Origin of the sequence: Kitasatospora sp. NPDC050543 (genome assembly GCF_044457565.1) — a bacterium.
Classification (GTDB): Bacteria; Actinomycetota; Actinomycetes; order Streptomycetales; family Streptomycetaceae; genus Kitasatospora.
The window spans coordinates 45,024-67,408 of the sequence record NZ_JBITGZ010000007.1; the positions used below are offsets into that span (position 1 = coordinate 45,024).

Annotated in this window: 26 protein-coding genes and 2 pseudogenes; 13 read left to right on the forward strand and 15 right to left on the reverse strand. The window is 72.4% G+C overall.

Going from position 1 to position 22,385, the window contains the following annotated elements:
• The first annotated feature begins 47 nt into the window (after positions 1–47).
• Positions 48–623: a nucleosidase gene (locus tag ACIBH3_RS11005; protein ID WP_396311629.1), complete on the forward strand. Its 576-nt coding sequence runs from the start codon at positions 48–50 to the stop codon at positions 621–623.
• 156 nt (positions 624–779) lie between these two features.
• Here ACIBH3_RS11005 and ACIBH3_RS11010 read toward each other — a convergent pair whose 3' ends face one another.
• Both ACIBH3_RS11010 and ACIBH3_RS11015 read right to left on the reverse strand, forming a co-directional pair.
• On the reverse strand, positions 780–1,202 hold the full coding sequence (locus tag ACIBH3_RS11010; RefSeq protein ID WP_396311630.1) for a hypothetical protein: 423 nt from the start codon (positions 1,200–1,202) through the stop codon (positions 780–782).
• A 304-nt stretch (positions 1,203–1,506) separates the two neighbouring features.
• The gene (locus ACIBH3_RS11015) at positions 1,507–2,103 is read right to left on the reverse strand and encodes a cysteine hydrolase family protein (protein ID WP_396311631.1); all 597 of its coding nucleotides are present in this window, start codon (positions 2,101–2,103) and stop codon (positions 1,507–1,509) included.
• Positions 2,104–2,174: 71 nt separating this feature from the next.
• Between ACIBH3_RS11015 and ACIBH3_RS11020 the strand changes: the two genes are divergently transcribed.
• The 8 genes and pseudogenes from ACIBH3_RS11020 to ACIBH3_RS11055 form a co-directional block, all read left to right on the forward strand.
• Complete coding sequence (locus ACIBH3_RS11020) at positions 2,175–3,161, forward strand: GlxA family transcriptional regulator (protein ID WP_396311632.1); 987 nt, start codon at positions 2,175–2,177, stop codon at positions 3,159–3,161.
• Positions 3,162–3,287: 126 nt separating this feature from the next.
• Entirely contained in the window at positions 3,288–3,998 is a 711-nt protein-coding gene (locus ACIBH3_RS11025) for an AzlC family ABC transporter permease (protein WP_396311633.1), read from the forward strand.
• Positions 3,995–4,315: an AzlD domain-containing protein gene (locus ACIBH3_RS11030; protein ID WP_396311634.1), complete on the forward strand. Its 321-nt coding sequence runs from the start codon at positions 3,995–3,997 to the stop codon at positions 4,313–4,315. The genes ACIBH3_RS11025 and ACIBH3_RS11030 overlap by 4 nt, the downstream gene beginning before the upstream one ends.
• Positions 4,316–4,460: 145 nt before the next feature.
• Positions 4,461–4,619, forward strand: coding sequence for a hypothetical protein (locus ACIBH3_RS11035; RefSeq protein ID WP_396311635.1), 159 nt, complete (start codon positions 4,461–4,463; stop codon positions 4,617–4,619).
• Positions 4,620–4,626: 7 nt separating this feature from the next.
• Positions 4,627–5,019: a helix-turn-helix domain-containing protein gene (locus ACIBH3_RS11040; RefSeq protein ID WP_396311636.1), complete on the forward strand. Its 393-nt coding sequence runs from the start codon at positions 4,627–4,629 to the stop codon at positions 5,017–5,019.
• 103 nt (positions 5,020–5,122) lie between these two features.
• Entirely contained in the window at positions 5,123–5,539 is a 417-nt protein-coding gene (locus tag ACIBH3_RS11045) for a VOC family protein (RefSeq protein WP_396311637.1), read from the forward strand.
• Between the two features lie 169 nt (positions 5,540–5,708).
• On the forward strand, positions 5,709–6,770 hold the full coding sequence (locus tag ACIBH3_RS11050) for a hypothetical protein (RefSeq protein ID WP_396311638.1): 1,062 nt from the start codon (positions 5,709–5,711) through the stop codon (positions 6,768–6,770).
• Between the two features lie 9 nt (positions 6,771–6,779).
• A pseudogene (locus ACIBH3_RS11055) lies at positions 6,780–6,959 on the forward strand (IS5/IS1182 family transposase); the annotation flags it as partial.
• A gap of 67 nt (positions 6,960–7,026) precedes the next feature.
• Here the strand turns inward: ACIBH3_RS11055 and ACIBH3_RS11060 are convergent.
• The 3 genes from ACIBH3_RS11060 to ACIBH3_RS11070 all read right to left on the reverse strand — a co-directional run bounded on the left by ACIBH3_RS11060 (position 7,027) and on the right by ACIBH3_RS11070 (position 8,485).
• Positions 7,027–7,233 (reverse strand): hypothetical protein, encoded by a 207-nt coding sequence (locus ACIBH3_RS11060; RefSeq protein ID WP_396311639.1) that lies wholly within the window; start codon positions 7,231–7,233, stop codon positions 7,027–7,029.
• Positions 7,234–7,577: 344 nt separating this feature from the next.
• Positions 7,578–8,042, reverse strand: a complete 465-nt coding sequence (locus ACIBH3_RS11065) for a hypothetical protein (protein ID WP_396311640.1) — start codon at positions 8,040–8,042, stop codon at positions 7,578–7,580.
• Positions 8,039–8,485: an ATP-binding protein gene (locus ACIBH3_RS11070; RefSeq protein ID WP_396311641.1), complete on the reverse strand. Its 447-nt coding sequence runs from the start codon at positions 8,483–8,485 to the stop codon at positions 8,039–8,041. Before ACIBH3_RS11070 ends, ACIBH3_RS11065 begins: the two co-directional genes overlap by 4 nt.
• Before the next feature lie 189 nt (positions 8,486–8,674).
• Between ACIBH3_RS11070 and ACIBH3_RS11075 the strand changes: the two genes are divergently transcribed.
• Together ACIBH3_RS11075 and ACIBH3_RS11080 are read left to right on the forward strand one after the other, a co-directional pair.
• Entirely contained in the window at positions 8,675–9,628 is a 954-nt protein-coding gene (locus ACIBH3_RS11075; RefSeq protein WP_396311642.1) for a Scr1 family TA system antitoxin-like transcriptional regulator, read from the forward strand.
• Entirely contained in the window at positions 9,591–9,722 is a 132-nt protein-coding gene (locus ACIBH3_RS11080; RefSeq protein ID WP_396311643.1) for a DUF397 domain-containing protein, read from the forward strand. The genes ACIBH3_RS11075 and ACIBH3_RS11080 overlap by 38 nt, the downstream gene beginning before the upstream one ends.
• A 10-nt stretch (positions 9,723–9,732) precedes the next feature.
• Here the strand turns inward: ACIBH3_RS11080 and ACIBH3_RS11085 are convergent, their stop codons facing one another.
• A complete protein-coding gene (locus ACIBH3_RS11085; protein WP_396311644.1) occupies positions 9,733–10,050 on the reverse strand; it encodes a hypothetical protein in 318 nt (105 codons plus the stop codon).
• 249 nt (positions 10,051–10,299) lie between these two features.
• Here ACIBH3_RS11085 and ACIBH3_RS11090 point away from each other — a divergent pair, with 249 nt between their 5' ends.
• Complete coding sequence (locus tag ACIBH3_RS11090; protein WP_396311645.1) at positions 10,300–11,052, forward strand: histidine kinase; 753 nt, start codon at positions 10,300–10,302, stop codon at positions 11,050–11,052.
• 114 nt (positions 11,053–11,166) lie between these two features.
• Here ACIBH3_RS11090 and ACIBH3_RS11095 read toward each other — a convergent pair whose 3' ends face one another.
• The 9 genes from ACIBH3_RS11095 to ACIBH3_RS11135 all read right to left on the reverse strand — a co-directional run bounded on the left by ACIBH3_RS11095 (position 11,167) and on the right by ACIBH3_RS11135 (position 21,474).
• Positions 11,167–11,709, reverse strand: a complete 543-nt coding sequence (locus ACIBH3_RS11095; protein ID WP_396311646.1) for a GNAT family N-acetyltransferase — start codon at positions 11,707–11,709, stop codon at positions 11,167–11,169.
• 83 nt (positions 11,710–11,792) lie between these two features.
• Positions 11,793–12,728, reverse strand: coding sequence for a hydroxymethylbilane synthase (gene hemC / locus ACIBH3_RS11100; protein ID WP_396311647.1), 936 nt, complete (start codon positions 12,726–12,728; stop codon positions 11,793–11,795).
• A gap of 170 nt (positions 12,729–12,898) precedes the next feature.
• Complete coding sequence (locus ACIBH3_RS11105; protein ID WP_396311648.1) at positions 12,899–13,930, reverse strand: N-acetylglucosamine kinase; 1,032 nt, start codon at positions 13,928–13,930, stop codon at positions 12,899–12,901.
• Between the two features lie 166 nt (positions 13,931–14,096).
• Positions 14,097–15,377, reverse strand: a complete 1,281-nt coding sequence (locus ACIBH3_RS11110) for a 6-phospho-beta-glucosidase (protein WP_396311841.1) — start codon at positions 15,375–15,377, stop codon at positions 14,097–14,099.
• A gap of 11 nt (positions 15,378–15,388) precedes the next feature.
• Positions 15,389–16,297 (reverse strand): carbohydrate ABC transporter permease, encoded by a 909-nt coding sequence (locus tag ACIBH3_RS11115; protein WP_396311649.1) that lies wholly within the window; start codon positions 16,295–16,297, stop codon positions 15,389–15,391.
• A gap of 3 nt (positions 16,298–16,300) precedes the next feature.
• The gene (locus ACIBH3_RS11120) at positions 16,301–17,302 is read right to left on the reverse strand and encodes a carbohydrate ABC transporter permease (RefSeq protein ID WP_396311650.1); all 1,002 of its coding nucleotides are present in this window, start codon (positions 17,300–17,302) and stop codon (positions 16,301–16,303) included.
• 17 nt (positions 17,303–17,319) lie between these two features.
• On the reverse strand, positions 17,320–18,675 hold the full coding sequence (locus ACIBH3_RS11125) for an ABC transporter substrate-binding protein (RefSeq protein WP_396311651.1): 1,356 nt from the start codon (positions 18,673–18,675) through the stop codon (positions 17,320–17,322).
• Positions 18,676–18,841: 166 nt separating this feature from the next.
• Positions 18,842–20,035: an ROK family protein gene (locus ACIBH3_RS11130; RefSeq protein WP_396311652.1), complete on the reverse strand. Its 1,194-nt coding sequence runs from the start codon at positions 20,033–20,035 to the stop codon at positions 18,842–18,844.
• A gap of 263 nt (positions 20,036–20,298) precedes the next feature.
• Positions 20,299–21,474: a mechanosensitive ion channel family protein gene (locus ACIBH3_RS11135; protein ID WP_396311653.1), complete on the reverse strand. Its 1,176-nt coding sequence runs from the start codon at positions 21,472–21,474 to the stop codon at positions 20,299–20,301.
• A 399-nt stretch (positions 21,475–21,873) separates the two neighbouring features.
• Between ACIBH3_RS11135 and ACIBH3_RS11140 the strand changes: the two are divergent.
• A pseudogene (locus tag ACIBH3_RS11140) lies at positions 21,874–22,383 on the forward strand (HNH endonuclease); the annotation flags it as partial.
• Between the last annotated feature and the right edge of the window lie 2 nt (positions 22,384–22,385).

Consider the following 22,385-nt stretch of genomic DNA (forward strand, 5'->3'; position numbering starts at 1 on the left):
CCGGGATCCCGCCCGACGGGCCGCCCCCGCTCCGTACGATGGACGCCATGCGCCTGCTTGGAACGATCTCAGCCGACCGTCCGCTCCTCGTCGTCGCCGTCAAGGAGGAGGCCGTGTACCTCGGCGACGGCCTGCCGGTGCTGCTCACCGGCATAGGGAAGATCAACGCGGCCTCGGCGGTCGCCACCGTCCTGGCCCGGGCCGAGCGGCCCAGCGAGATCGTCAACCTGGGTACGGCCGGTGCGCTGCGCCCCGGCTGGGCGGGCACCCACCAGGTCGCCGAGGTGCTCCAGCACGACATCGACACCCCCGGGCTGTATGCCCTCACCGGCCGTACGTACGGCGCCCCGATCAGCGTCAGCGACGTCGCCGGACCCGTGCTGGCCACCGGCGACCTGTTCGTCTCCGACCCGGAGGCCCGCGAGCGGCTCGCGCTGACCGCCGACCTGGTCGACATGGAGGGCTACGCGGTGGCGACGGTAGCCCAGCGCGCCGGGGTGCCCGTGCGGCTGGTGAAGCACGTCAGCGACGAGGCCGGCGCGGGCGCGGACCGTACCTGGCGTGCGTCCGTCGACGACTGCGCACGCCACCTTGCCGACTGGGCCCGCAGCCACGGGCTGTGAGTTCGGGGGCCGGCCGGTCGGGCTGACGCAGATGCCGACCGTCCGCCGGAGCGCCCGGGTGCACAGCCGCAGCCGTAGCCGCGCGGCACACGGGCCGCAGGAGCGACCGGACGGCGCCCCCACATGGGGGCGCCGTCCAGGGGCGGGCGGCCGGCTTCAGCCCGCGATCCGCTGCCCGGTCAGAGCCGGCACGAAGACGTCCAGCTCCGAGCGCCAGTAGCGGGCGACGTTCAGGCGGGTGGGCTTCTCCTCGTTGGGGAAGTGGAAGCGCAGCGAGCTCCACAGCGGGTTGCGCTTGATGTCCGAGACCACCACGCGGGCCTGCTCCAGCGGCACCACGTAGAGCAGCTCCTGCGGGCGGTTGCTCATCCGCGAGGCGCGGTGCACGACGACGACCCGCTCGGTGAGCGTGACGAAGTAGTACTTCACGAAGAGCTGGCCGATCAGGCCGAGTGCGTTCATCAGCCAAGGGCTCGGCCCGGTGATGGTGTGGAAGGTGACTATCGGCCGGTCGGTCGGCTCGATGGCAGCGATCGCCTGGGCGACCTGCTCCTGCATGGTGGACTTACGGATCGCCATCCGGCGTGCTCCCCTGTGTGGTTGGGACCCTCCCGCGACAGGGCGGGTGGGGCCGGGCGAGCGTAGTGAGGTGCGTGGGTCGCCCTCAACGGCCAAACCCGGGCATAGCGCCCAGCTGTCCAAATGTTCACCAGTTCGATACGCGGCCCGGCGAATCGACCGGGCCGGCCGACCCCGGGTCCGCGGGGCTGCGGCGCACGGAGCTGGGGTGCGCGGGGCTGCGGCGCACGGGGCTGCGAGGGACGCGGCTGCGGGCGGCGCTCGTGGGACGCCGCCCGCGCGAGGGGCCGTTGCCGGTCGTCCGTCAGTTGCCCGCCGCCGCCAGGACGGCCTCGGTGGTGACCACCTTCGCGAACCGCATGTGGTGCAGCGTCGCCGCCGTGGCACGCGCCAGCTCGGCGGCCGGGATGGTCTCCCCGTCCGGGCCGGCCATGCCGAAGGTGTGCATGGCGTCGATCGGGAAGACCACGTCGTACCCGAGGTTGCCGCCCATCCGCGCCGTGGTCTCGTTGCAGACGTTGGTCATGATCCCGATCACGACCAACTGCTCGGCGCCCCGCTGCTGAAGCCACTCGTGCAGGTCCGGGGTGCCGTAGAAGGCGGAGTTGACGGTCTTGGTGATGTGCAGGTCGGCCCGGACCCCGGCCACCTCCGGCTTGAGCTCGTACCCGGGCGTGCCCGGCGCCAGCGGCCCGCCCGTCGAGGCGTGCTGCACCGTCACGATCGGCCGGCCGGTGCTCTGCCAGGCGTCGATCACGGCGGTCATCCGCTTCTCGGCGTCCGGGTTGTCGCGCGTGCCCCAGAACTCGTGGTCCTCGAAGCCCTGTTGGACGTCGATCACGATCAGGACGGCGTCGGGGGCGAGGGTGAGCGGGGCGTCGAAGGCACTGGTGTTCGTCATGTGTCCATCGTGCTGCGCGCCCTGCCGGACCCGTGAGGGGCGCCGGTGCCACCGATCGATACATTCCTGCCATGCGTGAAGTCGGTTGCCTGATCTTCGACGGCGTCCGCGCCTTCGACTACGCCGTGATCGGTGAGGTGTGGTCCAACCGGGCCTCCCGTCCCGGCCTGCCCACCTACGACCTGCGGGTCTGCGGCCCCGGCGGCCCCGACGGCGGCCCGGTGCGGCTCAGCGGCGGCCTGGAGCGCCGCCCCGACCACGGCCTGGACGCCCTGCTCGACTGCGAGCTGGTGATCGTGCCCGGCATCGAGGACCCGGTGGCCCCCACCGCCCCCGCCGTGCTGGACGCGCTGCGCGCCGTCCACCGCCGGGGCATCCCGCTCGCCTCGCTCTGCGCCGGGGCGTTCGTGCTCGCCGAAGCCGGACTGCTGGACGGCCGCACCGCCACCACCCACTGGTGGCTCGCGTCCAGGCTCGCCGAGCGCCACCCGGCCGTGGACGTCCGGCCCGAGGTGCTGTTCACCGGCGACGGCTCGGTCTGGACCTCCGCCGGGGTGGCCGCCGGGATCGACCTCTGCCTGCACCTGGTGCGAGCCGCACACGGCCAGCAGGCCGCCGCCGCGATCGCCCGCGCCATGGTCACCGCGCCGTTCCGTTCCGGCGGCCAGGCCCAGTTCATACCGTCCCCCGTCCCCGAGGAGAGCGGCCGGGCGGACCCGCTCGCCCGGGTCCGCGCCGAGGTGCTCGGCGCCCTCGACACCGCCTGGACGGTCCGCCGGATGGCCGGCCTGGCCCTGATGTCCGAGCGCTCCTTCGCCCGCCGGTTCGTCGACGCCACCGGCACCACCCCGCTGCGCTGGCTGCTCGAACAGCGGGTGCTGGCCGCCCAGCGGCTGCTGGAGGAGAGCGACCTGCCGGTCGACGAGATCGCCGTCCGCTGCGGCTTCGGCTCGGCGGTCTCGCTGCGCCCGGCCTTCGTACGGCGGGTGGGCGTCGCGCCCCGCGAGTACCGCCGCACTTTCCGCGGCCGGGAGGGCGGCGCCGACGGCCCGGTGTAGCCGGCGGCCCGGCGTAGCCGCAGGTCACCGCGGCGCCTGGCCTTCGCCCTGCGCCGCCGGCGCCGCGCGCGGGCAGACACCCCACCCGCGCTGGACACCCCGGGCGGACGCACGCAGGATGCCTGGATGAGCGTAGAACCCGAGGCTCCGGCCGCCCCCGCCGAGCCAACCAGAGCCATCGTCCGTGACTCACTGGGCATCGGGCTCACCGTCGGGGTGTCCGGGCTCGCCTGCGGGGTCGCCGGGACGGCCGCGCACCTCACCACCTGGCAGACCTGCGCGCTCAGCCTGCTGGTGTTCACCGGGGCCTCGCAGTTCGCCCTGGTCGCCTCGTTGGCGGCCGGGGCCGCCCTGCCGGCGGCCGTGATCGGGGCGCTCTTCCTCGGCGCCCGCAACGCCTTCTACGGCCTGCGGCTCGGCGCGCGGCTGGGCTTCTCCCGGCTTGAGCGGCCGTTCGCCGCGCATCTGATGATCGACGAGACCGCCGCCGTCGCCCTGGTCCGCGCCGACCGCCGCGGCGCCCGGCTGGGCTTCACGGTCACCGGCCTCACCCTCTTCGCCACCTGGAACATCTGCACCCTGGCCGGTGCCCTCGGCGCCGACGCCCTCGGCGACCCGAACGTGTACGGGCTCGACGCGGCCGGCCCCGCCGTCTTCCTCGCGCTGCTGGCACCCCGGCTGCGCGAGGGCGCGACCGAACTGCGGGTCGCACTGCTCGGCGCGGTACTGGCCCTGGCCGCCACGACGGTGCTGCCGACCGGCGTGCCGGTGCTGCTCTCGATCGCCGCCGTGCCGATCGTGCTGGCCGCCACCGGCCGCAGGGGCGGTGCGGCATGAGCACCTGGACGACCACCTGGATCGCCGTCGCCGCCACCGCCCTCGGCTGCTACCTGCTCAAGCTGCTCGGCCTGAGCATCCCCGCCCACCTGCTCGAACGCCCCACCGTCCGCCGGTACGCGGCCCTCATCCCGGTGGCCCTGCTCGCCGCGCTCACCGCCCTCCAGACCTTCGGCGACGTCGGCGGCCTCACCCTCGACGCCCGCGCCGCCGGCATGGCGGCAGCCGGCCTGGCCGTCTGGCGCCGCGCCCCCTTCCTCCTGGTGGTGGCCATCGCCGTCACCGTCACAGCCCTCACCCGCCACCTCACCGGCTGACCCACCCCGCCGTCCCCGGAGCAGAAGGCCGGCGGGCCGGGGTGCGACGAGCCCGGGTCGATGCCGGCCGCAGGAGCCGGGCCGACGTCTCACGCACCAGTGCGGCGGCGTCGCGGCGCACGCCCGAGGCAGGACACTCCGCCGCGTGGTGCTCGGCCGGCACCTGAACCGTGACGTGCCGGCGTTCCTCGCCGCCACCGGCGCGTTCCTGGACGTCGACGAGTACGACTACTCCCCGGACGCGGACGCGGATGCGGGCGCCGACTCGGACGCGACTGGTCAGGCCCACCGCACCGTGGTGTGATGGCGCCGTGAGCCGCGCCGTGGAAGAGACGAACCGCCGCATGCTGCGCGCCCGGGACGCGATGGACCGCGCCTACGCGCAGCCGCTGGACGTTCCGGCGCTGGCCCGGATCGCCCTGGTGTCCCCGGCGCACTTCATACGCACCTTCCGGGCCACGTTCGGCGAGACCCCGCACCGCTACCTGCAACGACGCCGGGTCGAGCGCGCGATGTTCCTGCTGCGGGAGACCGACCGCAGCGTGACGGACATCTGTTTCGAGGTCGGCTTCGGCAGCCCGGGTACCTTCAGCCGGACGTTCAGCGAGATCGTCGGCCGGTCGCCGCGCGCGTACCGCAAGGAAGCGGTGGCGGCGCGCGTACCGACCTGCTTCACGATGGCGTGGACCCGCCCGAGCGCCTGACCGGCCGCCGCCCCGCGCGCACCAGCCTTCACCAGCTGCATCGCCGGCAGACAGAGCAGTTTCGGAGAAGTATCCGGCCGGCCCCGCGACTAGCGTGGTGCACATGTTCAACGCCATCACGCAATCACAGATCTACGTCCTCGACCAGGACGAGGCCCTCGACTTCTACGTCGGCAAGCTCGGCCTGGAGGTCAGCGCCGACGTCGAGCTGGGCTTCATGCGCTGGCTGACCGTCAGCATCCCCGGCCACCCGGAGCGCCAGATCCTGCTGGAGAAGCCGGGCGCGCCCGCGATGTCCGAGGAGACGGCGGAGCAGGTCCGCGAGCTGGTCACCAAGGGCGCGATGGGCGGCTGGCTCATCTTCAACACGGACGACTGCCGCAAGACGTACGAGACGCTGCTGGCCAAGGGCGTCGAGTTCACCGAGGAGCCGACCGAGCGTCCGTACGGGACCGACTGCGGCCTGCGCGACCCCTTCGGGAACCGCATCCGCTTCACCCAGCCGAAGGCCCAGGACTAGGCCGTTTCGTTTAGATCACCGACGCGTAGAGGGCGCGGATCGAACCATGCCGCATCTGGCCGGGCTCCATACCGCAGGCATCTTCTCTGGTCCACCCAGTGAGCTGCTTGGTGTCAGCTGTCGTGGATCGGTACTCCCAGTGTCAGAGGGCGCTGGCAGCATCGTCGCTATGAATGTCGTCCGTACCCCGCCGCGACCGCTCGACGTCACCGCGGTCTTCCCCCAACTGGCCCCGCTGGCACGCACGGCGACCCGGTTGCATCCCCGCCGTGGAGCTCCTTCGGCGCACGACAGTTCGATCGGCGGGCCACTGCTGTGGCCCGCCGACGACCCGTGGCCGCACTGCGACGCCCCGCACGAGGGTGGGGACCACGCGCTGGCTGAGCTGCGCCTGCGGCAGCGCATCCGGGCGAGCGAGGCGATGCACCCGGACGGCGATCCCCATGTTCCCCAGTACACGCCTGAGGAGCAAGCGGTCTTGGACCGGCTCAACTCCGACGAAACGTGGCACGACAGCACGTGGCTTGAGGGCCCGGTCGCCCTGCTGCCCCTGGCCCAGCTCTACGTGCGTGACATCCCCCTGTTGCGCCCGCCCGCGCAGGCCGGGGCGGATCTGCTCCAGGTGCTGTGGTGTCCCTTCGACCACCCTCCGGAGAAGTACATGCCCAGGACCGTGCTGGTCTGGCGGTCCGCGGCCGCTGTCACCGAGATCCTCACCTCACCCCCGGAGCCGCCCCTGGTGGTCGAGGAATACGTGCCGGAGCCGTGCGTGCTCGCGCCGGAGCAGGTCACCGAGTACCCCAGCCCCATGGAGTTGAGTAGGGAACTGCGAGAGCAGATCGGGGATTGGAGCATTTGGCAGGCAGCCGACGCCGGTGTGGACAGCTCCTACGCCCCCTACCCGGATTCGTTCTATGGGAGCCACCTGTCCGTCGCCCCCGGCTGGAAGGTCGGCGGCTGGCCCATGTGGGGCTACACCGACCCCGCTCCCCGGCCCTGCCCCGCGTGCGACACCCCGATGGACCCGCTGCTGAGCATCGACACGTTCGAATGGGACAGCAGCAACCGCAGCTGGATCCCGTACGAAGACCAAGCCGCCGCGTCCTCGACTGACCCCCGCTACCGCGACCTGATGCAACCGACCGCGATCCAGATCGGCAGCGGCCACAAACAGCAGATCTACTTCTGCCCGGCGGCGCCGGAGCATCCCCACATCGAGCTGATGCAGTAGCCGCCAGATGGCAACCGACGCCCCAGTGGCCGCCTCTGCCGACGCCCGCCCGAGAAGAGGACCTGGCCGAACACACCGCAACCGCGTGCTCTGACACGAGATCCAGGCCACTGCGCGGCCTACAAGCAGCGCAACACGGCCGAACGATGCATCAACCGCTTGAAGCAGTGGCGCGGAATCGCCACCCGCGGGGGTCGGCAGCGGGCAGCGAGGTGGTGCAGGTGCACGGCGGTGCGTCCCGGCCCGGTGGCCGGCCCTAGCGGTACCAAAGGCAGCTGCACGTCCGTCCGTTGGGCTTCGGTGCACGGCGGTCGAAGTCGTCGCCCTTGCACCGCCCGACCCCGTCCCTGTGGGCGGCGGGCCGGTGCCGGCACTCCCGGCACGCCTCGGCCGGAGCGCTGCGGAGGTAGACGAGGGTCAGCAGGATCACCATCACGACGGCCCCGATGGCCAAGATCGGCACGGCTGCCATCAGAACCAGTCCCCCCTGGCTTCCGGGCGCTCCCAGGGGGGTCGATCCTCCTCCTTCTCGCCGCACCGGCAGTCCGGGCATCCCTCGTCTCGGTGGAGGTGGCGCACGTGGCCGCACAGCGCGCAGGGCTCCGGTCCGAGCGCCACCGACTCCTTCTCCGGCCAGAACCGCGCGCACGGGCAGCCGTTCGCGCAGTGCCGCCGGTAGTTCTGATGCTGATGCCGGAGGTGCCCGCAGTCCTGGCATGCATGGGTGGCCCACGAGTACGCCTGCATCGCTACCCCTCCATCAACTGCCCGTACTATCAGGATAGTTGCCAGGAGGACGGTGAGGGTTCAGAACCGGCCGAGGTCCGGTTCACCGGCCTGGAGCTCGACCCGGACGCGGACCGGGGCCCGGCCGGCCCGGCCGATCTCACCGGCGAACACCGACGCGCCCTCGAAGGTGACGTCGGCGTCCAATGCCCAGAGCAGGTAGGCGCGGACGGGTGCCAGCACCTCGGCGAGGGTCTGCGGGCGGGGGTCCGGAAGGGCGTGGTCGAGGGCCTCCAGGAGGGCGACCAGTTCGGCGCCGTCCCGGACGGCACGTTCGGCGGCGGCCAGCAGTTCGTCCGGTTTCAGCTCCGCGAGCGGTACGCCGCTGCCGTACGCCAGGTCGCTCAGCCACCACGCCTCGGCCAGTCGGTCGCGTCCCAGCTCGAAGGCGATCCTCGGCCACCGCTCGGCCGGACGCGGGTGTGGGCGCGGCCGACGCGGCAGTGGGTCCGGCGTCGGGGCGCCGCTGGTGGCGCCGCCCGTCACGCCGCCACCTCCGGGTCGGCGGCCGCGAGCAGCGCCCACACGTACTTCCCGATCCCGCCCGGGCGCGGGCAGCAGCCCCATGCGGTCGACAACTCCCTTACCAGCAGCAGCCCGCGCCCCGACTCGTCGTCCCCCGCCGCCCCGGGGCGAACGGTCGGCTGCTCGCCGCTCGCATCGTGCACCTCGATCCGGAGGTGGTCCTCCCGAAGCTCGAAGCGGACCTCGATCAGCCGGCCGGCCGGTACCCGGGCGTGCTCGATCGCGTTGGTCACCAGCTCGCTCAGCAGCAACTCGCCGATCTCGCTGAATCGTTGGCCGCCCCGGCGGCCCGCGAGGAAGGCGCGCAGCAGGTGCCGGGCCGAGCTCGCCGACCTGCGGTGACGCGGAAGCCAGCAAGCCTCTTCGCTGGCTACGGCGGGTGGTCTGTCGAGTGTTTCGGGCATGGGGGAGGCCACCTCCGGGCCAAACGTTCGAATGGATGCGTGAGACCGAAGAGGGGGCGCGCGAGGCCCATCGTGCTCACGGAAAGCGAGCATGCAACTTCGTTCTGCCACCAATCATCGGTGGGTGGGACTAGCGTGACGAGTGATCGGCGAGTGTCGTCGGCCTAATGTCACTTGGGGGTTGGGGAGATGGGGCGTCGCAAGTCCGGGAAGGGTGGTTCGACGGCGAGTTCGGCCGAACTGTTCGGCTCGGAGCTCCGGCACGAACGCGAACTCGTGGGCCTCTCCCAGGCGCAGCTGGCGAAGCAGCTGCACTGCGATCGGACGCTGGTCACGCACGTCGAGAACGGCTCACGGGTGCCGCAGGACGACTTCGTACGGCGCTGCGACGAGGTGCTGAACGCGGCCGGACGGCTGTTCCGGATGTGGGAGAAGGTCGACTGGTACGCGGAGGTCGAACATCCCGACTGGTTCAAGCGGTTCGCCGCGATGGAGTCCAGGGCAGTGGCGCTGCGGAAGTTCCAGGTCCAGATGATCCCCGGCCTCTTGCAGACCGAGAACTACGCTCGTGCACTCTTCGGACGTAGGGTTTCGGAGAGTACGGACATCGAAGAGCTGGTGGCAGCACGACTGAGTCGGCAGAGTCGCTTCCTTGCTGCGGACGGGCCGCTCCTGGTGGTGGTGCTGGACGAGAGCGCGATCCGCCGTCCGGTGGGCGGACTGTCCGTGATGCGGGAGCAGTTGGCTTACCTACTGGAGGTTGCCGAGCGCTCCAACGTCATTCTCCAGGTTGCGCCCTTCGACTTGGATGCTCCGACGATGCCTGACACCTCCCTGACCCTGGTCACGCTGCCCGACGGCGAGCAGTGGATCTACTCCGAGAGTCTGGAGCGAGGTCACTTCAACAACGATCCGTCAGTGATCGCTCAACACGCGCGAGCCTATGATGTGCTACGGGCGGACGTGCTCTCGGTCCGCGAATCTGCTGCCTTGATCACCGGCGAGATGGAGAGGTGCAACGCGTATGACGAACCACGACGATCTCAGCGCGGCGGCTTGGCGCAAGAGCAGCTACAGCGGCAGCAACGGCGGCGACTGCATCGAGGTGGCCCCCGGGTTCCCCGGCCTCGTCCCGGTGCGTGACTCCAAGGACCCGGACGGTCCGGCGCTCGTCTTCACCTCCGCCGCCTGGCAGTCCTTCGTAGCCGGGATCCGCGCCGACGAGTTCCCCGCCTGAAGCGCCCCCACTACCTGACGTAGATGCTGTACCAGAAGTCCCCGGTCCCGGTCTCTTCCGGCTTGACCTCCGTCTCGAAGCCGTCGAGGCCCTGACAGTCCGTGTCGTGGAAGAGCGTGATCGACTCGTCGGTGTCGTTGGTGACCTCCTGCGCGTACGTGGGGAGGTTGATGCAGCCGGGCTTCGGGTGCTTGATGGTCTGCGGGTGGCCCTCGCGGTCGACGTAGCCGATGCTGCCGGCGGCGGCGGCGGCGGCGTGGGCAGCCGGAGCCGAGGTGAGCAGCACGAGCGCGCCGGCGAGCGCTCCCAGGGTGGTGCGGATGCGCATGGGTGGCCTCCGGGCGGGCGGGCGCTGTGCATTGCGGGGAATCCGGACGGCCCCACTGCTACCCGGCCGGGGCCGGTGACGCACGCCCCCGCACGGCGGCCACCGCCCGAACGGCTCCGGCACTTCGTCCGATCGGCCGACGTGCGCCGGCCACTCGACGTCCCCGGCCGCCGGGTACCTCCCGGGGAGGAGGGCGGATCGTCTCGGCGGCTGACTCCGTGTCAGTCACCGGCTGTCTACGTTGGCAGCATGCACCGACTTCACGCGTGGTTCCTCGGCCGCCCCGCCGTCGACGACGGCAGCTGGGCGCTGTGCCTGCTCGTGCTGGGCGGGTGGTCGGCGGCCACGCTGCCGGGGCCGGTCGGTTGGCAGCACGTCGGCCGCCTGGCCGTCGGGGTGCTGTTCGCGGGCCTGATGCTGCTGCGTCGCGCCCATCCGGACACCGCCGTCCTGGTCGCGGTCGCGCTGGGCGGCGGGCAACTGCTGGGAGGGGCCCAGGCGGGCATCCTGATCGTCGGCTATCTCGTACTGGCCCGCTGGGGCGCCTGCTCCGGCTCTCCTCGGCTGGCCCTGGCCACGTTGGCGAGCGCGCTGTCCGTCGGACCGCTGGCCGTGTGGCGGGGAGTCGCCGACGGCGAGCTCGACCGGTTCTCGGCCTGGGACCGGGTGAGCATCGCCGCGCTGTACTCGCTGCCCTTCCTGCTCTGCTGGGCCTGGGGGTGGTGGGCGCGGGCCCGGCGGGCGGAGCTGGCCGAGCTGGCGGGCCGCGCCGCGACGGCCCGCACCGAGCTGGGACGCGGGGCCGCGCGCACGAGGATGGCGCTGGAGCTGCACGACGTGATCACGCATGATCTGACGGCGATGACCGTCCAGGCCGGCGGTGCCGAGCACGTGCTGCCCGCGGGCCCGCACCTGGCCCGGGACGTGGTGCGGGGCATCGGCCCGCAGGGGCGCCGGATCCTGGTCGAACTCGAACGCCTGAAGCGCGTGCTGATCCCTTGACGGAGGCGAGGCAGGCGCGGTGCGGGAGCCCGAGCTCCGGCCGGTGGCTCGCCCGACAGAACTCTCCTGTCACCGCCCCTGCGGCGGCCGGTGGCGTGGGTCGGCGGTGCGGGGTCAGCCCTTGCCCCGGGCCGTCCACTCCTGCGCGAGCAGGCCGAGGATGACCTCGTCGACGAACTCCCCGTACACCCAGGCGGCGCGGCGCAGGGTGCCCTCCAGGGTGAAGCCGGCGCCGGTCGCGCCGGCGATCATCGGGGTGTTGTCGGCGAGCGTCTCCAGTTGCAGCCGCTGAAGGCCGCGCACCGCGAAGCCGTACTCGCACAGGACCCGCACCACGTCGCCGCCGAGGCCGCGGCCCCGGAACGCGGGACGCAGAGACATGCCCAGGTGCGCGGTGCGGTTGTGGGTGTCGATACCCCACAGCAGGGCCTCGCCGGCCAGCTCCTGCGTCTCCAGTTCGACCACCGAGAAGAGCGCCGCCTCCGGTGACGGCGCGCCGATCGCGAACGGGGACTCCGTGGCGTCGGGTGCGATGGGCACCCAGGGCCGGGAGTCACCCCGCGAGCGGGTGCGGACGTCGTTGTACAGCTCGCCGTGGAGGACGGGGACGTCGCTCTCCTGCCGGGCCCTCAGCCCGACCTTGCCGCCTTGAATCATGAGGCTCTGAATACCCCGCCCGGCAGGCGCGGGGCAATCGAATTCCGTTGGCCGCGGGTGAGCCGGGGCCGAGCCGATCGGGGTCAGTGCGGGATGGCGGCGATCAGCTCCTGCGCGCCCTGGCGCTTGAGTGCGAGCGCGGTGGAGGTGCCGAGGTCCTCGGGGCTGAGCGCGCCCGCCCACTCATGGGCGTCCAGCACCCGCTTGCCGTCCGGGGAGAACACCCGCCCGCGCAGCGACAGCCGCCCGTCCGGCTCGGCGCTCGCGTAGCCGGCGATCGGCGAGTTGCAGTGGCCCTGCAGGACGTGCAGGAACATCCGCTCCGCCGTGGCCTCGCGCCAGGTGCCGGGGTGGCCGAGGCCCGACACCGCCGCGATGGTGGCGGCGTCGTCCTCGCGGCACTGCAGGGCCAGGATGCCGGCGCCGATCGGCGGGCACATGCTCTCCAGCGGCAGGATCTCCGTGATCCGCCCACTCTCGCCGATCCGCTCCAGTCCGGAGACGGCCAGCAGCAGCGCATCCGCCTCCCCGGCGGCCAGCTTGGCGAGCCGGCTGTTGGCGTTGCCCCGGATCGGGACGCACGCCAGGTGCGGGTGGGAGGCGGCCAGTTGGGCGATCCGGCGCACCGAGGAGGTGCCGATCCGGGCCCCGGCCGGCAGTTCGTCCAGGGTCAGGCCCCCGGGGTGGACGACGGCGTCCCTGATGTCGTCCCGGCGCAGGTACGCGGCGAACACCGTCCCGGCGGGCAGCGGCCGGTCGGCCGGCACGTCCTTGAGGCAGTGCACCGCGAGGTCCGCCTCGCCCGCCAGCAGCGCGGCATCCACCTCCTTGGTGAACGCCCCCTTCCCGCCGAGCGCGGCGAGATCCCCCATCCACCGGTCACCGGACGTCGTGACCGGCACCACCTCCGTGCGTACCCCCGGATGCGACGCCCCCAGCTCGGCACGGACCCGCTCCACCTGCGCGAGCGCCATCGGCGAGGAACGGGAGACGATACGGATCAGCTCAGCGGATGCCATGCCACGAGATGATACGGCGTCAGATGCCTCTGGCCGTGCAGGCGTCCACGGGGGCGGCGGCGTCAGGCGGGGCGTGGAGACCTCAGGTGCATCGGTGCCACCATGGTGTGCACCGGCCGGACGGGCGTGCGGGCCCGTCCGGCCGATGGTCCAGGGGTGGTGGCGCGGCGTCAGGCGGCCACCGGATGGGGCATGGCGTAGGTGTCGCGCAGTCGGGCCTGGGCCCGGGGGCCGCCGCCGAGGCCGAGGCCGGCCAGGTGGTCCAGGCCGAGCAGGGCGGCGCCGAGCACGGGCGGCGCGACGACGACGCGCGGCTCGGCGCGCGGCGCGGCGGCCCGCAGCCGGGCGGTGACGTTGTCGATCAGCAGCGGCTGCCGGGAGGCCAGCACGCCCCCGCCGAGCACCACCGGGGTCGGTTCCTCCAGCAGGTCCAGGCGGGTGAGGGCGACGACGGCGAGCCGGGTGATCTCGTCGGCCTGGCGGTCGATCAGGCTCTGCGCCCGGGCGTCCCCCGCCTCTGCGGTGGCGAACAGCACCCGGACGATCTCGTGCAGCCGGGCGCGCTCGATCGAGCCGAGGTGCATCGCTTCGGCGACGGCGCTCGCGGCGGGCAGGCCGAAGTGCCCGGCGATGGCACCGGCCAGGGCGGTGGCGGGGCCCCGGCCGTCCTCGGCGCGGACGGCGTGCCACATGGCGGCGGTGGCCAGGCCGTGCCCGCCGCCCCAGTCGCCGGTGAGCTCACCGAGGGCGGGGAAGCGCGCGGTGCGTCCGTCGGGGAGCAGGCCCACGCAGTTGATCCCGGCGCCGCAGACGACCGCGACGCCGCGCGGCCCGTCGGTGCCGGCCCGCAGCAGGCCGAAGGTGTCGTTGGCGACGGTGGTGCTCAGGCCCCATGACCGGTCCTGGATCGCGGCGCGCAGCAGCCGCTCCTCCACCGGCAGGTCGGCGTTGGCCAGGCAGGCGCTGACATGGCTGGTGAGGACCGATCCGAGGGTGAGTCCGGCCTGCGCGGCGACGGCCTCGACCAGCGGCGCCAGGCCCGCGACGGCCGCCGGGCCGCCGGTCCGGTGGGGCTCGAAGCCACCGCCGCGGGCGGTGCCGAGGACGGCGCCGTCGGCTCTCACCAGGGCGACGTCGGTCTTGCTGTTCCCGGCGTCGATCGCCAGGACGCCCGGCAGGTGTGGTTCGCTCTGGTGGGTCATCGGATCCCCGCGCTCGTACGTGTCCCGGGCGTCGTCCCGACCGGGTTGAGGGTGCTGCTTCGCTCTCGGCGTTCTCGGCCGGGCGGGCGCCGCGAGCCGCGCAGCGCCCGGCCCGCAGGCGCCCGGCCCGCCGCCCACGGGCGCCCGCCCGCCCACGCGGCCGGCCTCAGGCCCAGGCGAGGTGCTCGCGGTTGTGCGCGATCAGCCGGTCCGTGAGCCGGTCCGCCAGGTCGAGCTGCCCGACCAGCGGGTGCGCGAGCAGGGCGTCGAAGACCCGGTCGCGGCCGCCCCGGAGCGCGGCGTCCAGCGCGAGCTGCTCGTAGGCCGTCACGCCGGCGATCAGTCCGGCGTACAGCGGCTCGACGGGGCGCTGGGGCAGCGGGCGTACGCCGGTGGCGTCCACCTCGGCCGGCACCTCGATCACGGCGTCGTCCGGCAGGAAGGGCAGGATGCCGTCGTTGCGGGTGTTGACGACCTGCACGCCGGTGCCGCCGTCGGTGCCCAGCAGCGAGGCGATCAGCTGGACGGCGGCCTCCGAGTAGAAGGCGCCGCCGCGCTCGCCGAGGAGCTCCGGCTTGGTGTCCAGGGTGGGGTCGGCGTACATCTCCAGCAGCCGTCGCTCGATCGCGGCGACCGCGGCGGCCCGCGAGCCGCCGGCCCTCAGCTCCGCCACCACCTCGTCGTGCTGGTAGAAGTACCGCAGGTAGTACGAGGGGACGACGCCGAGCCGCTGGATGACGGGCAGCGGCAGGTGCAGGTCCTCGGCGATCTCCTTGCCGAAGCCGGCCAGCAGCTCCGGCAGCACCTCGCGCCCGCCCGCCGCGCCGGGGGCGTCGAGCAGGGTGACACCGCGCTCCCAGGTGAGGTGGTTGAGCCCGACGTGGTCCAGCCGGACCAGCTCGGGGGCGACGCCGAGGTGCCGGGCGAACTTGCGCTGGAAGCCGATCGCCACGTTGCACAGGCCCACGGCCTTGTGCCCGGCGTTCTGCAGCGCCCGGGTGACGATGCCGACGGGGTTGGTGAAGTCGACGATCCATGCGTCCGGGCTGCTGCGGCGTACCTGCTCGGCGATGTCCAGCACCACCGGGACGGTCCGCAGCGCCTTGGCCAGCCCGCCGGCGCCGGTGGTCTCCTGGCCGACGCAGCCGCACTCCAGCGGCCAGGTCTCGTCCCGGTCGCGCGCGGCCTGCCCGCCGACCCGCAGCTGGAGCAGTACGGCGTCCGCGTCCGGGACGCCCGCCGCGACGTCGGTGGTGGTGGTGACCCGCGCGCCGTGGCCCTGCCGGGCGAAGATCCGCCGGGCCAGGCCGCCGATCAGCTCCAGCCGGTCCGCCGCCGGGTCGATCAGGACGAGCTCGCCGACCGGCAGGGTGTCGCGCAGCCGGGCGAAGCCGTCGATGAGTTCGGGGGTGTAGGTGGAGCCACCGCCGACGATGGCGAGCTTCAAGTTGATCGGCATCAGCCCTTGACCCCTGTCAGTGTCACGCCTTCGATGAAGGCCTTCTGCGCGAAGAAGAAGAGGATGATCACCGGCGCCATCACCAGCAGGGTGGCCGCCATGGTGAGGTTCCAGTTGGTGTGGTGGGCGCCCTTGAAGGACTCCAGGCCGTACGAGAGGGTCCAGGCGCCGGGGTTCTCGCTGGCGTAGATCTGCGGGCCGAAGTAGTCGTTCCAGGCGTAGAAGAACTGGAACAGGCCCACCGCCGCGACGGCGGGCCTGGCCATCGGGAGCACCACCTTGAGCAGCGTCCCGAAGTCCCCGCAGCCGTCGAGCTTGGCGGCCTCGACGTACTCCTTGGGGATGGTCAGCAGGAACTGCCGCAGCAGGAAGATGGAGAAGGCGTCACCGAAGGCCATCGGGATGATCAGCGGCCAGAGGCCGCCGCTGAGGTGCAGCTGCTTCGCCCAGAACAGGTACATCGGGATGACGGTGACCTGCGGCGGCAGCATCATCATCGAGATGACCGCCATCAGGGCGAGGTTGCGGCCCCGGAAGCGGAACTTGGCCAGTGCGTACGCCACCGGCAGGCTGGAGACGACCGTCAGCAGGGTGCCCAGGCCCGCGTAGAGCAGGGTGTTGCGCCACCAGGTGAGGAAGCCGGGCGCCCGCCAGACCAACAGGTAGTTGCCCCACTCCCAGGAGGTGGGCCAGAGGTCGCCGGTCAGCGCCTGGCGGTCGGTCATCACCGAGGTGAGGAACACGAAGACGAACGGGAGCAGGAAGAACAGCGCGGCGGCGATGGCCAGCGAGTGCACGGCCACCCAGTGCAGCAGGGCGCGGCGGCGGGCGGTCCGGGCGGCGGCGGACGTGGGGGCGGGGGCGGCGGCGGGCGCCGGCGCGCGGAGCGTGGTGGAGCCGAGAGTCATGGGTCAGTCCTCATTCGCCAGGAAGCCGGACCTGCGGCGCAGGAGGATCGAGGTGAAGGCCATCGAGATCGCGAACAGGATCACGGCGATCACACACGCCGAGCCGGTGTCGAAGCGCTGGAAGCCGAGGTTGTAGACCATCTGCGGCAGCGTCCAGGTGGAGCCCTGCGGGTACCCGGGTTCGAACGGCTGGCCGGAGCCGCCGATGATGCCGCTGGCGACCTTCCCCGCGACGATCGCCTGGGTGTAGTACTGCATGGTCTGGATCACCCCGGTGACCACCGCGAACATCACGATCGGCGAGATGTTCGGGAGGGTGACGAAGCGGAACCGCTGGAGGGCGCTCGCGCCGTCCAGCTCGGCGGCCTCGTACTGCTCCTTGGGGACGTCCAGCAGGGCGGCCATGAAGATCACCATCAGGTCGCCGATACCCCACATGGCGAGCATCGTCAGGGCCGGCTTCGACCAGCCGGGATCGGTGAACCAGCCGGGCTGCGGCAGGCCGAGCCCGCCCAGCAGGTGGTCGACCGGCCCGGTGCCGGGGTTGAGCAGGAAGGCGAAGGCCACCGTGGCCGCCACCGGCGGGGCCAGGAACGGCAGGTAGAACGCGGTCCGGAAGAAGCCCGCGCCGGTCTTCACCTTGGTGATCAGCAGGCCGATGCCGAGCCCGAAGACCACCCGAAGGGTGACCATCACCGCGACCAGCCAGAGGGTGTTGCGCAGCCCCTGCCAGAAGAACGGGTAGTGGTTGAGGACGTAGTCCCAGTTCCTCAGGCCGGTGAAGACGGGGGCCGAGAAGCCGTCGTACTTCATGAAGGAGAAGTAGACGGTGGAGATCAGCGGGTAGGCGAAGAAGACGCCGAAGCCGATCAGCCAGGGGGAGAGGAAGGCCAGGTTGCGGGCCGCCTCCCGGCGGCGCTTCCCGCGCAGTGCGTGCTGCGAGGAGAGCGCCGCCGGGTCGGTCGGTCCGCTGCCCGGGGTGCGGGAGCCGAACGTGATTGCCATCTGTGCTCCGCCTGCCGCTACTTCGCCTGCGCGATGGCGGCGTCGATCTCCTTGGCGGTGGCCGCGAGGCCGGCCGCCAGATCGGTCTGCTTGCCGGACTCGTAGTCGTAGCCCAGGTTCTGCAGCGACACGAGGTACGCGCCGCCGTTGACGCTGGCGGGCGTGGTGCCGGAGGCGGGGTTCTTGGCGATCTCCAGGAAGGTCTTGAAGTTGGCGTCGGCGTCCAGCTTCGGCGACTCCAGTGCGGCGAAGGTGCTGGGCACGTTGTGGATCGCGTTGGCGAAGCTCACCAGCGCGTCGGTGTTCGTGGTCAGGTACTTGACCAGCTCCCAGGCGGCGGTCTGCTTCTTGCTGCTGCGCGCGATGCCGACGACGGTGCCGGTCTGGTAGCCGCGCCCGTAGGTGGCCGCCTGGTCGTCCGGCACCGGGAACGGCGCGGTGGCCCACTCGAAGTCCGGCTTGTCCTCGGCGAGCGAGGCCGTCCGCCACTCGCCGTCGATCGCCATCGCCACCTGGCCGGTGTGGAAGGGGTTCTTGGCGCTGAACTCGTCGCCGAAGCCGGCCCGGTACTTCTCCAGCTTGTCGAAGCCGCCCAGCTTGTCCACCAGGCCCTTCTGCCAGCTGAGCATCGAGGCGACGGCCTGGTCGGAGGCGATGGAGGACTTGCCGTCCGGGCCGAAGTAGCCCGGGCCGAACTGGCCGAGGAAGTGCTCGGTGGTGGACTCGTAGCCGTGGTAATTGGGCATGAAGCCCAGCTGCTTGTAGCCCTCGCCGTCGGCGACGGTCAGCTTGGCGGCGTCCTCGGCGAACTCGCCGAGCGTCTTCGGCGGGGCGGTGATGCCGGCCGCGGCGAAGGCCTTCTTGTTGTAGTACAGCCCGAAGGCGTCGCCGAGCAGCGGCAGCGAGCACTGGTTGCCCTGGAACCGCGTGTACTTGAGCATCGGCGCCGGGAAGGTCCTGGCCGGGTCGATCCCGTCCTTCTGCAGCAGCGGGTTCAGGTCGGTGAAGACCTTGGAGGAGCAGAACAGGCCGACGTTGTTGGTGGTGAAAGAGGAGACCACGTCGGGGGCGTCGTCGCCACCGGCCCGCAGCGACTGGTTGATCTTGTCGTCGGCGATGTTGCCGACGGTCTTGACGTGGATGTTCGGGTGGGCCTTCTCGAAGGCGGCGACGTTGTCGTTGATCGCCTTGGTCTCGCTGTCCTGGCTCCAACCGTGCCAGAAGGTGATGGTGACGTCCTTGCCGCCGGCCGAATCGTCGGCGCCGCCGGCGTCGTTGGTGCCGGTGCAGGCGGTGGCGAGCAGGGCGAGAACGGCGCTGCCGGTGAAGGCGGCGATCGTGCGGCGGCCTCTGCGGGAGGTGGTGGCGTGCACTTCGAGGTCCTCCTGGGGGTACGCGGGCAGGCGTCATCGCCTCGTGGCCCGCGTTGGGGGCTGGGGGAGAAGGTTGTGCAGGGAGCGGAGCCGGCCGGCACGGCTGTCGTCGGGGCGGGTCGGGGCGGCTGATGAGGGTTCGGCGGTGAGGGTTCGGGGGTCAGGGTCAGTGGGTGGAGAAGACCGCCTCGCGCGCGGCGGCCAGCGCGCGGCGCAGCGCGCCGTGCAGAACGGGTGAGCCGGGCAGCGCGCTGCTGCGGACCTCCGGCCGGGCGATCGAGATCCGGGCCAGCTCCTCCTCGATCAGCGCGCGCAGCCGTTCGCCGCCAGCGGTCGGGATGCCGCCGGAGACGACCACCAGCTGCGGGTCGACCACGGCGACGATCACGGCCAGGCCGACGGCCAGGCGGCCGGCCAGCGCGGTGAGGAAGTCGTCGCCGGCGCCGGGGGTCGCCAGGGCCAGTGCGATCACCTCCTCGGCGGAGGGTGCGGTGAGCCCGTACTCCCGGGCCAGCAGCCGGACCGCCGGAGCGCCGGTGAGCCGCTGGAACCCGCCGGAGTTCTTCCGGCGGACGTCCTGGATCACCGGCACGCCGGGCACCGGCATGTAGCCGACCTCCCCGGCGCCGCCGGTGAAGCCCCGGTGGAGGCGGCCCGCGATCACGATCGCGGCGCCGATGCCGTCCCCCGCCCAGAGCAGTACGAAGTCCTCGCAGCCCTGTGCCGCACCCGAGGACTGCTCGGCGACGGCCGCCAGGTTGACGTCGTTCTCGATGCTGACGGGGGCGTCCAGCGCGGTGGAGAGCTCGCGGAGCAGGCCCGGGGAGTGCCAGCCGGGCAGGTGGGAGGCGTAGCGCAGCTTGCCGGTGACGGGGTCGGGCGCGCCGCCGACGCCGATCACGACCTCGCGCAGCGCGCCGGCGGGCAGGCCGGCCTGCGTCAGGGTCTCGGCGACCGTCCCGGCGACCTTGCCGACGGTCGCGGCGGCCGGCCAGCCCTTGGTGGGGGCGCGGTGCTCGGCCAGGAACTGCCCGGTGATGTCGGCGACCGCGACCCGGACCTCGCTGGTGGTGACGTCCAGCCCGGCGACGTACCCGGCGGCCGGGTTGACCTGGTACAGCTGCGCGTTGGGGCCGGGCCCGCCCGCGGTGGTGCCGACCGGCAGGACCAGGCCGGCCGCCTCCAGCCGGGCCAGCAGCTGGGAGGCGGTGGGCTTGGAGAGGCCGGTGAGGGTGCCGATCTGGGTGCGGGAGAGCGGGCCGTTCTCCAGCAGGAGTTCGAGGGCCGCGCGGTCGTTGATGGCGCGTAGCAGGCTCGGGGTGCCGGCGAGGGGCGTACGGGCGGTGGTGTTGTCGGTCACGGCGTCGATCCTCCCCTCTCCGGTGCCCCGGGCGATGCCCGGGGAGTGTCCTCGTGAACTGTTAGGAAACTTTCCAGTCACTGGGAAGGACGGTAGAACCAGCCTCCGGAGGGTGTCAATGGCGAGCCCGCCGGTGGATGCCGAAGCGTTACCGGAGAGCAGCCGCGAGGGCTCGGCCGGACAGCACGAGGCCCCGCCCTCCACCACGGGAGAGCGGGGCCTCGGGGGCCTGCGGGAGCCTCGGACCGGGCGCAGCGCCGGGGTCAGAGGATCCTGGTCGTGGCGCCGGCGTCCTCGCCGGCGGCGCCCTGAGCCGGTATCGGCGTCGCCAGCGAGCGCGCCGAGGTGGGATCGGCCAGCACCGACGGGGGAGCGATGTCCAGCAGCGCCGACACCGGGACGGCCGCCACCGTCGGCAGTGCCTCTTCCTTGAGCTTGATGCCCGAGAGGTCGAAGGCCGCCTTCAGTCGCTGCCGCAGCGTGCGGCCGACCAGCGACGCCTTGCCCGGGGCCGTCCGCGCCTCGATCCGCAGCACCACCGAGTCGGCCGCCACCGACTCCATGCCGAGCACCGTCACCGGTGCCCAGACCAGCTCGTCGAACGGCGCCTCCTTGGCCAGGGCCTGCGCCGTCTCGTGGATCAGCGCCTCGACCCGCTCCAGGTCCTCCTTGTAGCCGATCTGGACGTCCACCGAGGCCGTCGACCAGCCCTGGCTCATGTTGGCGATCCGCTTCACCTCGCCGTTGCGGATGTACCAGATCTCGCCGCCTGCGCCGCGCAGCTTGGTCACCCGAAGGCCCACCTCCAGCACCGTGCCGGTGGCCACACCGGTGTCGATCTCGTCCCCGACGCCGTACTGGTCCTCCATGATCATGAAGACCCCGGAGAGGAAGTCCGTCACCAGATTGCGTGCGCCGAAACCGATCGCCACACCGGCGACACCGGCGCTGGCCAGCAGCGGGGCGAGATTCACCCCGAGGGCTGACAGCACCATCAGCGCCGCCGTCCCCAGAATGGTGAACGAGGCCACGCTGCGCAGCACCGAGCCGATCGCCTCCGAGCGCTGCTGGCGCCGCTCGGTGTTGACCACCCCGCTGTTCGCCAGCAGCCCGCCGAGCCGGCCCGGCTCCGCCGCCTCGCTCTCGGCCGGCTTGCTCATCCGCGCTATCAACTGCGTGATCAGCTTGCGGACGGCGGCCCGCAGCACCAGGGCCAGCACCACGATGAAGATGATCCGCACGCCGCCCGCGACCCAGTCCTGCCAGTGCGCGTCCAGCCAGGTCGCGGCCTCCTTGGTGGTGGAGGTGACCTCGTCCGTGCTGGTGGGGATCCGGAGGTCGAGCGAGGGCAGCGAACCCGACCCCGGGGCCGTCGTCGGGCCTGGCGTCACCGCGGGGGAGGCGTCGGCTAGGAGACCGGAGGCAGCGGACCGGGACACGTGCGGGACCTTCCTGCAGGGAGCGTGGCGGAGCCCGCCGGCGCCCCGGGAGGTGGTCGCCCGTGGCCTGCGGACCGTCCGGACCAGCGTAGCGGCCCTCGCGGACCCCTCCGGACACCTCGTCAGGCCCCCGGGACTGCTGCTCCGACCAGGCGACGGGCGGCACGCGATGGGCCGACCTGGCCATGAACCCGTCCCGACGTGTGCATTACGGCCATCGCCTGGGCATATCGGGTATGACAGACCCCACACCCGGAAGTCACGTCAGGTCCGTTACACAGGAGTGGTGGCGCCGTACAAAGGCGTAAGGCGACACTGGGGGAGATCACGCACCCGCTGCGTGGTCGAACCGCTCGTCCCGGCGCGAGCCACGCGCCGCAGGCGTCCAAGGAGGCATCCGTGCCGCATGTCCTGGTCCTCAACGCGTCCTACGAGCCGCTCGGCGTCGTATCGATGCGCCGCGCACTCATCCTGGTCCTCAACCACAAGGCCGTCAGCCTGGAGGACTCGGGAGTCACTCTGCACAGCGCCACCAGCGCCCTTCCGGCGCCGTCCGTCGTCCGCCTGACCCGCTTCGTCCGGGTTCCCTTCTGCGGGCCCGTCCCGCTCACCCGCCGCGCCCTGTTCGCCCGCGACCACGGGCGCTGCGTCTACTGCGGGGCCGCCGCGACCAGCGTCGACCACGTCATTCCGCGCAGCCGGGGCGGCCAGCACCGGTGGGACAACGTGGTCGCGGCCTGCCGTCGCTGCAATCACACCAAGGCCGACCGCCACCTGACCGAGCTCGGCTGGCGGATGAAGCGCCCGCCCGCGCCGCCCAGCGGCCTGGCCTGGCGCATCATCGGCACCGGGATCAGGGATCCGCGCTGGCGGCCCTACCTGGAGCCGTACGGTGGCACCGACCTGCTGCG